We start from the raw sequence: 13,925 nt of genomic DNA, 5'->3' as shown, positions 1-13,925 counted from the left end.
CCCCCTCCGGCCCATGGGCCGGGCATAAAAAAAACCGGCCTGATGTCGCATCAGTCGCCGGGGGATTGCGCTCAAAAAAGTGATTGCGTCGCTCGTAGTAGGAACACCGAGATAGTAGGCAGCCCCTCTGGGGTCAACAACTGTCAGATCTGACAGGCAGGCCGCTATGGAACCTGAATTGCGGATCCGGCGAGCAGATAAGCTCGGCTTCAATCCGGCCAAAATAGGCGACCCGCTCGCTGATATCCTCCCCGGCGTACTGCTCGGCCAGTGCCAGATAATCCTGGTAGTGGCGCGCCTCCGATCGCAGCAGGGAGACATAGAAGCGGCCCAGCTCCTCGTCCAGGTGGGGGGCAATCTTCGCAAAGCGCTCGCAGGAGCGCGCCTCTATGTAGGCGCCGATGATCATCTTGTCCACCACGGCCGCCGGCTCGTAGGTACGCACGTGGGCCAGCAGGCTGCGGGCATAGCGGGAGGCGGTGACGGGCCCGTAGGGGATGCCGCGGGCCTGCATTATCTCCAGCACCTGCTCGAAGTGGTGCAGCTCCTCCTGGATGAGCCGCACCATGGGGAACAGCAGGGGATTGCGTTCAAGCTCGGCGAACACGCTTCTGTCTGACTCCCCCATGGTACGTTTGCCGAGGATCTCGGCCTTCTCGGGGATGGCATCCAGCTCACGGTAAAACTCAAGCTTGGGCAGCAGGTGGCGCTTCTCCTTGGGCAGGCAGTAGCGGCGCACCAGGCTGTGGGCCGTCAGGGCGGCCTTGTTCTCGCAGTTGGCGTGATCGATGAGCAGGGTCGGCAACTGGGCGGGATCCCGCGCCATCTCCACCCACTCATCCGGGGTCTCACAATGCAGGAACTGACGAACGGGGGCTAGCAGGTCATCCATCTGAACTCTTGTGCTCTCTGGTTAGTCTTGATTGGCATATATTGATGCGGCTTGATACGGCGGGCGAAGCCCGCGAAGGGGGCCCATGCTAACGGATCCCGCCCCGCCTGCCCAGCGCAGAGGCGGCCTCACTCCAGCAGCCGTTTGAGGGAGTCGCGCCGGATCAGCTTGCCACTGAAAGAGGGCAGCGCCTCGGCCTCCCCCTCCTCCACCATGGTGATCAGCCGGCTGATGGTCTCCTGGATCATCTCGGTCACCGGCATCTTGACGCTGGCCAGCGAAGGAATGACGTAGGGAGCCAGGGCGATGTCGTCGAACCCCACCACAGAGACCTGTTCCGGCACCGACAGGCCGCTCTCGTGCAACTGCTTGATGGCACCGATCGCCATGTCATCGTTGCTGGCGATCAGGGCACTGAAGCTCACCCCGCGCGCCAGCAGGGTCGAAACCCCGGCCGCGCCGCAGGCGGGGGTCCACTTGCCGGGGGCGATCAGTGCCTCTCGCACGGGAATGCCGTGCCGGGCAAGGGCCTCGCGGTAGCCGGCGAGGCGCTCCATACCGGTAGGGGAATCCGCCGAGCCTGTGATGAAGGCGATGTCGCTGTGCCCCATCTCCACCAATTTATCCACCACGGCCGCGGCGGCCGCCTGCTGATCGGAGTAGACGCAGTGCGCCGGGTGGCGCCGTAACTTGCGGTTGAGCACCATGATGGGCTGGGAGTGCTGCTCGATGATCTCGTCCATCTCCTCGACGCTGAGAAAACGCGGGTAGATGATGACGCCGTCACAGCGGGAGTCGAGCAGGTACTGGATGGCCTGTCGCTCCTCCTCGGCGCTGTGCTTGCCGTCGGCCAGGATCAGCTGCCGGCCCCGATCTTCGGTCAACCGCGCCGCATGGGAGAGCAGCTCGCTGAAATAGACGCCGTGATAGAGGGTGTTGGTCACCACCAGTCCCAGAGTCTGGGTGTTTTTGGTGGCCAGCTGCCTCGCCAGCAGGTTGGGGCGATAGCCGCTCTCCTCTATGGCCTGGAACACCCGATCCCGGGTCTCCTGACTGGTATAGCCATTGCCCGACAGCACCCGGGAGACAGTCGCCTTCGACACCCCTGCCCGCTTCGCCACCTCCAGCATAGTCGTCATCATCTTCCCCTCTTCTCGACGGGCCGCAGTGTACTGCACGGGACCCGCTTGTGCTAACGAGAATGGGCGCAAGCCCCCCCTTTCAGTGATCCCATTCACGCTTCTGCACAATGGCGGTGCGGCCGTCTTGTCTGTGAGTATGAAACTGAGCATGCTATGTGGAACCGGTTCCACAATGCAGTTTCATTCCCGTTCTTCCCGTCGTCAATGACGGGGTTCGACAGGCCTCATTTGGTAAAAAGGATACGACTAGATGTCAAAGAACTACGCGGCCCTGGCCGGCAAGGTCATCACGGCCCTCGGCGGAACCGGCAACATAGTCGCCGTGACCCACTGCATGACGCGCCTGCGCTTCGTGCTGCAAGATCCCACCCTGGTGGACAGTCCAACGCTCAAGGCCACTGCCGGGGTACTTGGGGTGGTCAGCAGTGATAACCAGTGCCAGGTGATCATCGGCAACATGGTCTCCCACGCCTATCGCGAGGTGCTTGCCCAGTTACCGGAAGGCGCACAGGGAGAGGTGCCAGCGGCCAAGCCAGGTTTCAGCCTGCGCCGCATGGGCGCCGCCATTCTGGACGCCCTGATCGGCACCATGTCGCCCCTCATCCCGGCCATCATCGGCGGCTCCATGCTCAAACTGCTGGCCATGGTGCTGGAGATGACAGGGGTGCTGGAGAAAGGATCCTCGACCCTCACCATACTCACTGTGGCCGGGGACGGCGCCTTCTTCTTCCTGCCCCTGATGGTGGCCGCCTCCGCCGCCGTCAAGTTCAAGACCAATATGTCGCTCGCCATCGCCATCGCCGGCGTGCTGGTGCACCCCAGCTTCATCGAGCTGATGGCCAGGGCCGCCCAGGGGGAGCAGGTGACCTTCGCGCTGATCCCGGTCACCGCGGTGAAATACACCTATACCGTGATCCCGGCCCTGGTGATGACCTGGTGCCTCTCCTACATAGAGCGCTGGGTCGACCGCATCACCCCGGCGGTGACCAAGAACTTCTTGAAGCCCATGCTGATAGTGCTGATCGCGGCGCCGCTCGCCATCCTGCTCATCGGCCCCATCGGCATCTGGATTGGCACCGCCATCTCGGGCCTGGTCTACACGGTTCACGACTACCTCGGCTGGCTGTCGGTGGCCATCATGGGCGCGCTCTGGCCGCTGCTGGTGATGACCGGCATGCACCGCGTCTTCACCCCGACCATCATCCAGACCATCGCCGAGACCGGCAAGGAAGGCATGGTGATGCCCTCCGAGATTGGCGCCAACCTCTCCCTCGGCGGATCCTCCCTGGCGGTGGCCTGGCGTACCCGAAACCCCGAACTGCGCCAGACCGCGCTGGCGGCCGCCGCCTCCGCCATCATGGCGGGGATCTCCGAACCCGCCCTCTACGGGGTGGCCCTGCGATTGAAGCGGCCCCTCATCGCCAGCCTTATCAGTGGTTTCATCTGCGGCGCAGTGGCAGGCATTGCCGGGCTCGCCAGCCACTCCATGGCGGCCCCAGGGCTCTTTACCAGCGTGCAGTTCTTCGATCCGGCCAACCCCATGAGCATCGCCTGGGTGTTCGCCGTGATGGCGCTCTCGGTGGTGCTCTCCTTCGTGCTGACCCTGGTGATGGGCTTTGAGGACATACCGGTGGAGGTACCCGGCGAGAGCGCCGCACCCCAGCCCGTCGCGGCCAGCCAGACGCAGGCCACCGCCGGCGCGTGACTCCCCTATCAGACATGACAAGAGGTAACCAATGTCGTTAGCAAGATTTCCACAAGGCTTCCTGTGGGGTGGCGCCCTGGCCGCCAACCAGGCGGAAGGCGCCCATCTCGAGGGGGGCAAGGGCCTGACTACGGTCGACATGATCCCCCATGGCGCCAACCGCATGGCGGTCAAACTTGGCCAGGAGCAGCGCTTCACCCTGCGAAATGACGAGTTCTACCCAAGCCATGAGGCCATAGATTTCTATCACCGCTACAAGGAAGACATCGCCCTGATGGCCGAGATGGGCTTCACCGTGTTTCGCACCTCCATCGCCTGGAGCCGGCTCTATCCCAAAGGGGATGAGGCAGAACCCAATCCCGAGGGCATCGCCTTCTACCGGGCGATGTTCGAGGAGTGCCGCAAGTACGGCATCGAGCCCCTGGTGACCCTGTGCCACTTCGACGTGCCCATGCACCTGGTGGTGGAGTACGGCTCCTGGCGCAATCGCCAGATGGTGGACTTTTTCACCCGCTACGCCCGCACCTGCTTCGAGGCGTTCGACGGCCTGGTGAAGTACTGGCTCACCTTCAACGAGATCAATATCCTGCTGCACAGCCCCTTCTCCGGGGCCGGGCTGGTGTTTGAGGAAGGGGAAGACAGGGAGCAGGTCAAATACCAGGCCGCCCACCACGAGCTGGTGGCGAGCGCCCTGGCGACCCGAATAGCCCACGAGGTGAACCCGCACAACCAGGTGGGCTGCATGCTGGCGGGGGGCAGCTTCTATCCCTACTCCTGCAAGCCGGAAGATGTCTGGGCTGCGCTCCAAAAGGAGCGGGAGAACCTGCTGTTTATCGATGTGCAGGCCCGGGGGGCCTACCCGGCCTATGCTGCCAGCCTGTTTCGCGAGAAGGGGATCCAGCTCGTCAAGGCGCCGGAGGATGATGACATCCTCAAACACAGCGTCGACTTCGTCTCCTTCAGCTACTACGCCTCCCGCTGCGCCTCGGCCGACATGAATCAGGACAACACCAGCGCCGCCAACGTGGTCAAGTCCCTGCGAAACCCCCACATCCAGCAGAGCCAATGGGGTTGGGGCATAGACCCGCTCGGCCTTCGCATCACCATGAACAGCCTGTACGATCGCTACCAGAAGCCCCTGTTCCTGGTGGAGAACGGCCTGGGGGCCATCGACGAGATCAACGCCGATGGCGAGATAGAGGACGACTATCGCATCGACTACCTGCGCGCGCACATCAGCGCCATGGGGGATGCCATCGCCGACGGGGTGCCGCTCTTGGGCTACACCAGCTGGGGCTGCATCGATCTGGTCTCCGCCTCCACCGGCGAGATGAGCAAGCGCTACGGCTTCGTCCACGTGGACAGGGACGATGCCGGCCAGGGCACCCTGGCACGCAGGCGCAAGAAGTCGTTCTGGTGGTACCGACAGGTGATCGCCAGCAACGGGGAAGATCTGGCGTGACGAGGGCCGCCCCCGATGAGGGCGGCGGCTTGAGGCAGAGACAAAAACAGAGATGGGGGCCTGGGCCCCCATCTCTGTTTCATGTCGACGGCAATCGGAAAACGTTTAACTGCCTTCGTTGAAGATCTCCAGGTTGCTGGTCCCTTCCTGCCACTCGCGCACCGCCTTGTTGTCGTCGCTGCGCAGGGCGTTCAGGTGGTCCAGATACCCCTGATCCACGTCCGAGGTCACGTAGTGGCCGTTGAACACCGAGGTCTCGAAGTGGCGCAGCTCGGGGTTGATCTCCCGCACCGCCTCTTCCAGATCTTCCAGATCCTGGAAAATCAGGCCATCGGCGCCGATCAGCTTGCACACCTCTTCCACTTCACGGCCATGGGCGATCAGCTCGTTGGCGGTGGGCATGTCGATGCCGTAGACGTTGGGGAAGCGAATTTCCGGTGCCGCCGAGGCGAAATAGACCTTGGCCGCCCCCGCTTCACGTGCCATCTGGATGATCTGCTCCGAGGTGGTGCCACGGACGATGGAGTCATCCACCAGCAACACCTTCTTGCCCTTGAATTCGGAGCTGATGGCGTTGAGCTTGCGACGCACCGACTTCTTGCGCTGGGTCTGGCCCGGCATGATGAAGGTACGGCCTATGTAGCGATTCTTCACGAAGCCCTGACGGTAAGGCAGGCCCAGGGTATGGGCGATTTCCAGCGCCACGTCGCAGGAGGTCTCGGGGATGGGGATGACCACATCCACGTCGAGATCTTCCCACTCCCGCGCAATCTTCTTGCCCAGCTTGCGACCCATGTTGAGGCGGGCGGCATAGACGGAGACCTTGTCGATGCAGGAGTCGGGACGGGCGAAGTAGACGTACTCGAAGATGCAGGAGCTCATCTGGGGGTTCTCCGCACACTGCTCGGAGAAGAGCTGGCCCTGCTCTGTGATGTAGATGGCCTCGCCCGGGGCGACGTCACGCACCGTCTCGAAACCGATGGCGTCCAGCGCCACGCTCTCGGAGGCGAGCATGTACTCCACCTGGCCCTGATCGTCGACGCGACGACCCAGGATCAGCGGACGAATGCCGTTGGGATCGCGGAAACCGATGAGGCCGTGGCCTATCACCAGCGACACCACGGCATAGGCGCCGCGGATCTGCTGGTGCACCTTGCGCACCGCAGAGAAGATGTCCTCCGGCCGCAGCGCCATCTTGTCGCACAGATCCAGCTCGTGGGCCAGCACGTTCAGCAGCACTTCGGAATCCGAGGTGGTGTTGATGTGGCGGCGGGCCACCTTGAACTGCTGCTCCTTGAGATCCTTGGCGTTGGTGAGGTTGCCGTTATGGGCCAGCACCATGCCGTAGGGAGAGTTCACGTAAAAAGGTTGGGCTTCAGCGGCACTGGAGCTGCCTGCGGTGGGATATCTGACATGTCCTATGCCGATATGCCCCTTCAGTCGCTGCATGTGGCGCACTTCAAACACATCCTTCACCAGGCCGTTGGCCTTGCGTTGCCGGAAGTTTCCACTGTCAATGGTCACGATCCCGGCGGCATCCTGTCCCCTGTGCTGCAACACCGTCAAGGCGTCGTAGAGGGCCTGATTGACGGGGGTGGTGCCAACTATACCGACAATACCGCACATGTCTTTGCTACCTCGAAGTCACTGTACCTGTTGAAGAAAACTGGACGAGTTCAGCATGAACCCGAAAAACCACTGGATCACCGGCTTGAACTCGGGAACCAGTCTGGACGCCACCCACCAGTCGCTCTGGGAGAGGCTGGTGAAGGTATCCATAAAAAACAGCAGGGCACTGACGATCAGTACCCCGCGAATGGCGCCAAAACAGACACCCAGCACCCGATCCGTGCCGGAGAGTCCCGTCTTTTCCACCAGCAGGCCCACCACGTAGTTGACCACGCTCCCCAGGATCAGGGTCGCCACGAAGAGGGCGGCGATGGCCAGGCCGTTGCGCACCATGGCGTCGGAGAAGGAGGTGAAGTAGATGGCGAGATCGGGATAGAAATGGCTGGCAATGAAAAAGGCGACGAACCAGGTGACGAGGGACATGGCTTCCTTCAGGAAGCCGCGCACCAGGCTGATGAGGGCAGAGAAACCGACGATGCCGATGATGGCGTAATCAATCCAGACCATAGAAAAAGATGTCCTGCGAAATTGCGGCGCAGTCTAACAAAAACGATTGCGCAATGCTTGATAAAAATGTGTTAAAGGTTCAATGGAGCGCCGAAGGAGACTGCTCCTCTCCCCTGCCGGGGGGCGACTGGCGCCCAAATGCACAACGCCATGGCATGGCCATGGCGTTGTGTTCAGCAAGAGGCGCTTACCCTATGTGGGTCAGGCCGCCCATGTAGGACTGCAGCGCCGCCGGGATGGCGATGCGGCCGTCTTCCTGCTGGTAGTTCTCGATCACCGCCACCAGGGTGCGGCCCACCGCCAGGCCGGAGCCATTCAGGGTGTGCAGCAGCTGCGGCTTGCCATCGACACGCACGCGAGCCTGCATGCGGCGCGCCTGGAAGTCGGTGCAGTTGGAGACGGAGGAGATCTCGCGGTAGGTGTTCTGGGCCGGCAGCCAGACTTCCAGATCGTAGGTCTTGGCGGCGCAGAAGCCCATGTCACCGGTACAGAGCGCCATCACGCGATACGGCAGCTCCAGCAGTTGCAGCACCTTCTCGGCGTGACCCACCATCTCTTCCAGCGCATCCCAGGACTTTTCCGGGTGCACCAGCTGGACCATCTCGACCTTGTCGAACTGGTGCATGCGGATCAGACCCCGGGTATCACGGCCATAAGAGCCGGCTTCGGAGCGGAAGCAGGGGCTGTGGGCCGTCATCTTGATGGGCAGTTCCTGCTCGTCGAAGATCTCGTCGCGGGCCATGTTGGTGAGCGGCACTTCGGAGGTCGGGATCAGGGAGAACTTGCGCACCTTGCCCTCGTCTTCCCCTTCGCCCTCGATACCAGTGTTGAAGAGATCCTGGGAGAACTTGGGCAGCTGGCCGGTGCCGTACAGGCTGTCCGGGTTCACCAGGTAGGGCACGTAGCATTCGGTGTAGCCGTGCTGCAGGGTGTGCAGGTCCAGCATGAACTGCGCCAGGGCGCGGTGCAGGCGGGCAATCTGACCCTTCATCACCACGAAGCGGGCACCGGAGAGCTTGACGCCGTTCTTGAAGTCCACGCCCTTGGCCGCTTCGCCCAGATCGATGTGATCGCGCACCGGGAAGTCAAACGCACGCGGGGTGCCCCAGCGGCGCACTTCAACGTTGTCGTTCTCGTCGCGGCCCACCGGGGTGCTGTCGCTCGGCAGGTTGGGGATGGCGTCGGAGATGGCCTTGATGTCGGCCAGCAGTGCCTCGAGCTCGACCTTGCTGGTCTCCAGCTCGTCGTTGATCTTGGTCACCTCGGCCTTGAGCGGAGCCACATCTTCGCCGCGACGGGCAGCCTCACCGATGGACTTGGAGCGGGCGTTGCGCTCGGCCTGCAGCTCCTGGGTACGGGACTGCAGATCCTTGCGTTTCTCTTCCAGAGCGTTGACAGCCGCTACGTCCAGCGTGTAGCCACGTGCAGCCAGACGAGCGGCGGCCTCTTCGATATCGCTGCGCAGATATTTGGGATCCAGCATGGTTTACCTACTTTTTTTAATGGGATCTGGGCCTGGGTCATCCGCCCTGGCGAGAAAACAGATCCGGAAGTTAACATCGGTTGGCGCACCCCTATGTCTTCGGAATCGGGCCTTCTAAATCAAGAAGATGGTGCAAGGCCAAGACAAGCGGGGTCAGAGGGGCAGTGTAGCAGACCGCCCCCCCGCCCGAACAGGGCGTATTGCTGTCGTTTTTGCCAAGTTTGACGGCATCGGCAGGCTTATCTTCGCCGATCCGAGGGATCGCCATGCTGCCCGGGCAAGGCGCCCTTACTTCTCTCTTTGGCGCGGGCTTTGGCGGTCCAGCTCGCGCAGATAGTCGAGCTTCTGGGCGATCTGCTTCTCGAGACCCCGTTCGGTGGGCTGGTAGTAGTGCTTGCCGGCAAGCTCAGGGGGGAAGTACTCCTCGCCGGCGGCATAGGCGCCGGGTTCGTCGTGGGCATAGCGGTACTCGGCACCATAGCCGAGCTCGCTCATCAACTTGGTCGGCGCGTTGCGCAGGTGCGGCGGCACCTCGAAGTCCGGCAGGTTCCTGGCGTCATTGAGCGCCGCCTTCCAGGCGGTGTAGACCGCATTGCTCTTGGGGGCGCAGGCAAGGTAGACGATGGCCTGGGCGATGGCCCGCTCCCCTTCCGCCGGGCCTATGCGATGGAAGCAGTCCCAGGCTGACAGCGCCACCTGCATGGCGCGGGGATCGGCGTTGCCCACGTCTTCCGAGGCAATCGCCAGCAATCGGCGGGCAATATAGAGGGGATCGCAACCGGCACTCACCATGCGGGCATACCAGTAGAGGGCCGCATCCGGCGCCGAGCCGCGAATGGACTTGTGCACCGCCGAGATGAGGTCGTAGAAGTGATCGCCCCCCTTGTCGAAGCGGGCCACGTGCTCCCCCACCACGGCGGCAAGCAGGGCGCTGTCGATCACCCTCTCCCCTGCCCCATTGGCCTCGGCCATGTCGGCCAGGAGCTCCAGATAGTTGAGGGACTTGCGCCCGTCCCCATCCACGGCTTTGGCCAGCGCCGCCTTCACCCCGGGGGCAAAGGTGAGACTGGGGTCATTGAGACCGCGCGGATCCTGCATCGCCTGATCGAGCATGGCGAGGATGTCGTCTTCCTCAAGCCTTTTCAGCAGGTAGACCCGGGCCCGGGAGAGCAGTGCGTTGTTGAGTTCGAACGAGGGGTTTTCGGTGGTGGCGCCGATAAAGGTGATGGTGCCATCTTCGATGTGAGGCAGGAACACATCCTGCTGGCTCTTGTTGAAGCGGTGCACCTCGTCCACGAAGAGGATAGTGCGCACCCCGCGCCAGCTGTTCTCCTTCGCCTTGTCGATGGCGGCGCGGATCTCCTTGATGCCGGAGGTGACTGCGGAGAGCCGCTCCACCTCGGCCTGGCAGTAGTGGGCCATCAGCTCGGCGAGGGTGGTCTTGCCGGTGCCGGGCGGTCCCCACAGGATCATGGAGTGGCAGTGCCCCGCCAGGATCGCCTTGCGCAGGGGCTTGTCGGCCCCCAGGATGTGCTGCTGACCTATGTATTGATCCAGGTTCTGCGGCCGCATCCTGGCCGCCAGCGGACGAAAGTCCGACGAGAAATCCAGGGATAAATTGCTCATCTGCGTTAACCGTCCAGTGCCACGCCGGCCGCCGGTGAGAGGCGCTCCGACGATGATTCCAAAGAGCGCTTGCTCATCTTGGTTGAGAGCCCCCGAGGGGCCGTCAGCGGATGACGGCCCGACCGGAGATCCAAAGAGGGAGGGCTCATCAGCGCTGATCGTCCAGTGCGACCCCCTTGGGTATCTTGAACACGAACTCGTTGCCCTTGAGCACCGGCTTGCGGTTGAAACTGCTCAAGGTGAATTCGCTCCACTGCCCCTGGGCCTCTTTCACGTCGAACCGGCTGATGTTGTTCTGACGGTCGAAGGTGATGCGAAAGGAGGCAATAAGCTCATCCTTGTTGCGGCTGGTGACTGTGTAGACGTCCCCCTGCTGGGTCACGTCGTAGTTCTTCCAGAGCCCAATATCGTTGCCGGCGATCAGCACGAAGGGGGTGTTGAGCACCGCATCCTTCATCTTGAGGGCGGTGACCTGCTCGACGAAGGGGTCATAGACCCACACATCCTTGCCGTCCGCCACTATCAGGCTCTCGTCCGGGGCAGTGGTGTGCCAGTTGAAGCGGTTCGGGCGCTGTACCAGCAGATCGCCGCTCGCCTTCTGCAGCTCCTTGCCCTTGCTGTCATAGACGGTCTGGGCAAACTTGGCCGAGAACAGGCTGACGCCCGTCAGCTTCTGCTTGAGGTCGCTGGCCGCATCGGCCCACACCTGGCTGCTGGCGAGCAACAGTACAGAACCCATCAATAATGCTTTTTTCATCGCGATTCCCGTTGAAGAGGGTCAGATAAAAGGCCATGTCCGCAGACATGGCCAGGATGATATGAAGGCTTAATCACGCACCGGAGGCGGTGCCAGCACGTCGCGCTGGCCGTTGCCCCCCGGAGAGCTGACGATGCCCTGGTTTTCCATCTGCTCGATGAGACGAGCCGCCCGGTTGTAACCAATCTTGAACTTGCGCTGCACGCTGGAGGTCGAGCCACGGCGGGATTCCACCACGAAGGCGACCGCCTCGTCGAACAGGGGATCCAGCTCCTCGTCACCACCGCCGCCGTACTCGCCGCCACCGCCCTCGCCGTCCGACTCACCGGAGAGGATCTCCTCGATGTAGTTCGGCTCGCCGCGCAGTTTCCAGTCCGCCACCACCTTGTGCACCTCGTGGTCATCGACGAAGGCGCCGTGGACCCGGGTAGGGTTGGAGGTACCGGCCGGCATGTAGAGCATGTCACCCATGCCGAGCAGGGATTCGGCACCGCCCTGATCCAGGATGGTACGGGAGTCGATCTTGCTCGACACCTGGAAGGAGATCCGGGTCGGGATGTTGGCCTTGATGAGGCCGGTGATCACATCCACAGAGGGGCGCTGGGTCGCCAGGATGAGGTGAATACCGGCCGCCCGCGCCTTCTGGGCGATACGGGCGATGAGCTCTTCCACCTTCTTGCCGACGATCATCATCATGTCGGCGAACTCGTCCACCACTACGACTATGTGGGGCAGCTTCTCGAGCTCAGGCGGCATCTGATCCATGGAGTCACCCGGACGCCACAGGGGATCCCGCAGGGGCTCGCCCTCGGCGGCCGCGGCCAGCACCTTGTCGTTGTAACCCTTGAGGTTGCGCACCCCGACCGCGGACATCAGCTTGTAGCGACGCTCCATCTCTCCTACGCACCAGCGCAGGGCGTTGGCTGCGTCCTTCATGTCGGTGACCACCTCGGTCAGCAGATGGGGGATACCTTCGTAGACCGAGAGTTCCAGCATCTTGGGGTCGATCATGATGAAGCGCAGATCATCGGGGGATGACTTGTAGAGCATGGAGATAATCATGGTGTTCACCCCCACAGACTTGCCCGAGCCGGTGGTACCGGCCACCAGCAGGTGGGGCATCTTGGCGAGGTTCACCACCACGGGTTCCCCCGCGATGTCCTGCCCCAGCCCCATGGTGAGCGGGTTGTGGCTGCCCGAGAAGGCCTCGCAGTCCAGGGTCTCGCGCAGGTAGACGGTCTGGCGTACCCGGTTGGGCAACTCGATGCCGACGAAGGTCTTGCCCGGGATCACCTCCACCACCCGCACGCTGCTGGCGGACAGCGAACGGGCGAGATCCCGGGAGAGGTTGGTGATCTTGCTCGCCTTCATGCCCGGCGCCAGATCCAGCTCGAAGCGGGTGATCACAGGGCCCGGATAGACACCGACCACCTTGGCCTGCACGTTGTAGTCGGCGAGTTTCGCCTCCACCAGCCGGCCCATGCGGTCCAGCTCGTCCTTGCTCATCATCTGGGTCTTGGCGGGTGGCCTGTCCAGCAGATCTATGCTCGGCAGCGGCGCCATGGCGGGCTGGGGGCGACGCTTGAGCTTGACCGGTGCGGCGACCGCAGGGGCGGCGGCTGCCTCCTCCCCTTCCACCCAGGGCAGATCGAGTTCGTCATCCCCGTCATCGGCCAGGGCCGGCTGACGGCGGGCATGGGCAACGGCGGCGCGCTTGGGTCTGGCCACGGGCGCCGGCTCGTCCTCTTCATCATCGAATTGCGGATCGAACTGGAAGGTATCGTCATCGAGCTCCGGCAGCCATTCGTCAGATTTTGACTTCTGGCTCCCCTTGGCCTTGGGGTTGCGCGTCCAGCTGCTATGAGGCTCGTCCTCTTCCTCGTCGAGATCCAGGGCTCCCACGCCCCCTTCCAGCAGGGGGTCCGGTCCCTCAAAACGGGGCTGGCGCCAGCCGCCGGTCAGCCAGCGGCCCAGGGTCGTCGGGAAATGGTAGATGGCGCTGACGCTGCCGGTGCAGGTGGCACCGATCCGCTCGACTATGGTGAGCCAGGACCAGCCGGTGAACAGGGTGATGCCGGTTGCCACGAAGCAGAGCAGCATCAGGTTGGCCCCGACCCCGCCAAACAGGGGCACCACGGCGGACGCTATCACGTCCCCCACCAGGCCGCCTGCTGAGAAATTCTGCAAGTCATTGAAGTTCATGCTGGCAATGGCCGACATGCCGAGCACCGTCAGCACGAAGCCGATGATCCGCACCGACAGGGTGAGATAGTCCACCTCCAGCAGCCGGCTCGGGCGCCAGAACAGGCTCCAGCCGAGCAGCACCACCAGAGGAGGCACCAGATAGGAGAAGGCCCCGAAGGTGAACATGGTGATGTCGGCGAGCCAGGCCCCGGCGCTGCCCGCCAGGTTCTTCACCTCTCCCTGCCAGGAGGTCTGGGACCAACCTGGATCGGCGGGATGGTAGGTCAACAGGGCAAGCAAGAGATAGGCAGCCATCAGCGTGATGGCGATCAAGACGGCCTCGAAGATCCGTTGCGTACCTGACAAAGGAGTAAACAGCTTTTTATCGGCCAAACTCCGGCTCCTTTCTGAAAACATGTAATGCGGGGATAGGGGGCCTAGTATCCCTGAAAAGCCCACCGATTGTCAGCCAGTGCCTGAGGGCGGGGCCATGAATACAGTAATAAGAAGAAACGAGCGGACCGGCCGCTCGTTTCTG

10 protein-coding genes are annotated in these 13,925 nt (G+C 62.8%); 2 read left to right on the top strand and 8 right to left on the bottom strand.

Annotated features, from left to right (window positions below; genetic code table 11):
* Nucleotides 1-133: 133 nt before the first annotated feature.
* Both miaE and OC537_RS04980 read right to left on the bottom strand, forming a co-directional pair.
* The gene (miaE, locus tag OC537_RS04985) at nucleotides 134-892 is read right to left on the bottom strand and encodes a tRNA isopentenyl-2-thiomethyl-A-37 hydroxylase MiaE (protein ID WP_005325367.1); all 759 of its coding nucleotides are present in this window, start codon (nucleotides 890-892) and stop codon (nucleotides 134-136) included.
* A gap of 128 nt (nucleotides 893-1,020) precedes the next feature.
* The gene (locus OC537_RS04980) at nucleotides 1,021-2,034 is read right to left on the bottom strand and encodes a LacI family DNA-binding transcriptional regulator (protein ID WP_316044143.1); all 1,014 of its coding nucleotides are present in this window, start codon (nucleotides 2,032-2,034) and stop codon (nucleotides 1,021-1,023) included.
* Nucleotides 2,035-2,284: 250 nt separating this feature from the next.
* On the opposite strand from OC537_RS04980, the gene ascF reads away from it, so the two are divergent.
* Together ascF and OC537_RS04970 are read left to right on the top strand one after the other, a co-directional pair.
* Nucleotides 2,285-3,739, top strand: a complete 1,455-nt coding sequence (gene ascF / locus OC537_RS04975; protein WP_262109946.1) for a PTS cellobiose/arbutin/salicin transporter subunit IIBC — start codon at nucleotides 2,285-2,287, stop codon at nucleotides 3,737-3,739.
* Between the two features lie 31 nt (nucleotides 3,740-3,770).
* Complete coding sequence (locus OC537_RS04970) at nucleotides 3,771-5,201, top strand: 6-phospho-beta-glucosidase (RefSeq protein WP_262109944.1); 1,431 nt, start codon at nucleotides 3,771-3,773, stop codon at nucleotides 5,199-5,201.
* 105 nt (nucleotides 5,202-5,306) lie between these two features.
* On the opposite strand, the gene purF is transcribed toward OC537_RS04970, so the two are convergent.
* The 6 genes from purF to OC537_RS04940 form a co-directional block, all read right to left on the bottom strand.
* Entirely contained in the window at nucleotides 5,307-6,827 is a 1,521-nt protein-coding gene (purF, locus tag OC537_RS04965; RefSeq protein ID WP_025326767.1) for an amidophosphoribosyltransferase, read from the bottom strand.
* Between the two features lie 18 nt (nucleotides 6,828-6,845).
* On the bottom strand, nucleotides 6,846-7,337 hold the full coding sequence (locus OC537_RS04960) for a CvpA family protein (protein WP_106886968.1): 492 nt from the start codon (nucleotides 7,335-7,337) through the stop codon (nucleotides 6,846-6,848).
* Between the two features lie 187 nt (nucleotides 7,338-7,524).
* Nucleotides 7,525-8,820, bottom strand: coding sequence for a serine--tRNA ligase (serS, locus tag OC537_RS04955; RefSeq protein ID WP_262109933.1), 1,296 nt, complete (start codon nucleotides 8,818-8,820; stop codon nucleotides 7,525-7,527).
* 288 nt (nucleotides 8,821-9,108) lie between these two features.
* Nucleotides 9,109-10,446 carry a replication-associated recombination protein A gene (locus tag OC537_RS04950; RefSeq protein WP_262109931.1) on the bottom strand — a complete coding sequence of 446 codons (1,338 nt, stop codon included), beginning with the start codon at nucleotides 10,444-10,446 and terminating at the stop codon, nucleotides 9,109-9,111.
* A gap of 148 nt (nucleotides 10,447-10,594) precedes the next feature.
* Complete coding sequence (gene lolA, locus OC537_RS04945; RefSeq protein WP_262109929.1) at nucleotides 10,595-11,203, bottom strand: outer membrane lipoprotein chaperone LolA; 609 nt, start codon at nucleotides 11,201-11,203, stop codon at nucleotides 10,595-10,597.
* Between the two features lie 69 nt (nucleotides 11,204-11,272).
* Nucleotides 11,273-13,780: a DNA translocase FtsK gene (locus tag OC537_RS04940; RefSeq protein ID WP_262109927.1), complete on the bottom strand. Its 2,508-nt coding sequence runs from the start codon at nucleotides 13,778-13,780 to the stop codon at nucleotides 11,273-11,275.
* Nucleotides 13,781-13,925 lie beyond the last annotated feature (145 nt).

Origin of the sequence: Aeromonas sp. Marseille-Q5825, from assembly GCF_946892685.1 — a bacterium.
GTDB classification, from domain to species: Bacteria; Pseudomonadota; Gammaproteobacteria; order Enterobacterales; family Aeromonadaceae; genus Aeromonas; species Aeromonas rivipollensis.
The sequence above is the reverse complement of the archived record's forward strand: the minus strand, read 5'-3'. Positions and strand labels throughout refer to the sequence as shown.

Excerpts from the sequence above, each read along its gene's own strand:
- ascF (WP_262109946.1), top strand. The coding sequence starts at position 2,285 with ATGTCAAAGAACTACGCGGCCCTGGCCGGCAAGGTCATCACGGCCCTC.
- purF (WP_025326767.1), bottom strand. The coding sequence starts at position 6,827 with ATGTGCGGTATTGTCGGTATAGTTGGCACCACCCCCGTCAATCAGGCC.
- lolA (WP_262109929.1), bottom strand. The coding sequence starts at position 11,203 with ATGAAAAAAGCATTATTGATGGGTTCTGTACTGTTGCTCGCCAGCAGC.
- OC537_RS04950 (WP_262109931.1), bottom strand. The coding sequence starts at position 10,446 with ATGAGCAATTTATCCCTGGATTTCTCGTCGGACTTTCGTCCGCTGGCG.
- OC537_RS04970 (WP_262109944.1), top strand. The coding sequence starts at position 3,771 with ATGTCGTTAGCAAGATTTCCACAAGGCTTCCTGTGGGGTGGCGCCCTG.
- miaE (WP_005325367.1), bottom strand. The coding sequence starts at position 892 with ATGGATGACCTGCTAGCCCCCGTTCGTCAGTTCCTGCATTGTGAGACC.
- serS (WP_262109933.1), bottom strand. The coding sequence starts at position 8,820 with ATGCTGGATCCCAAATATCTGCGCAGCGATATCGAAGAGGCCGCCGCT.
- OC537_RS04980 (WP_316044143.1), bottom strand. The coding sequence starts at position 2,034 with ATGATGACGACTATGCTGGAGGTGGCGAAGCGGGCAGGGGTGTCGAAG.
- OC537_RS04960 (WP_106886968.1), bottom strand. The coding sequence starts at position 7,337 with ATGGTCTGGATTGATTACGCCATCATCGGCATCGTCGGTTTCTCTGCC.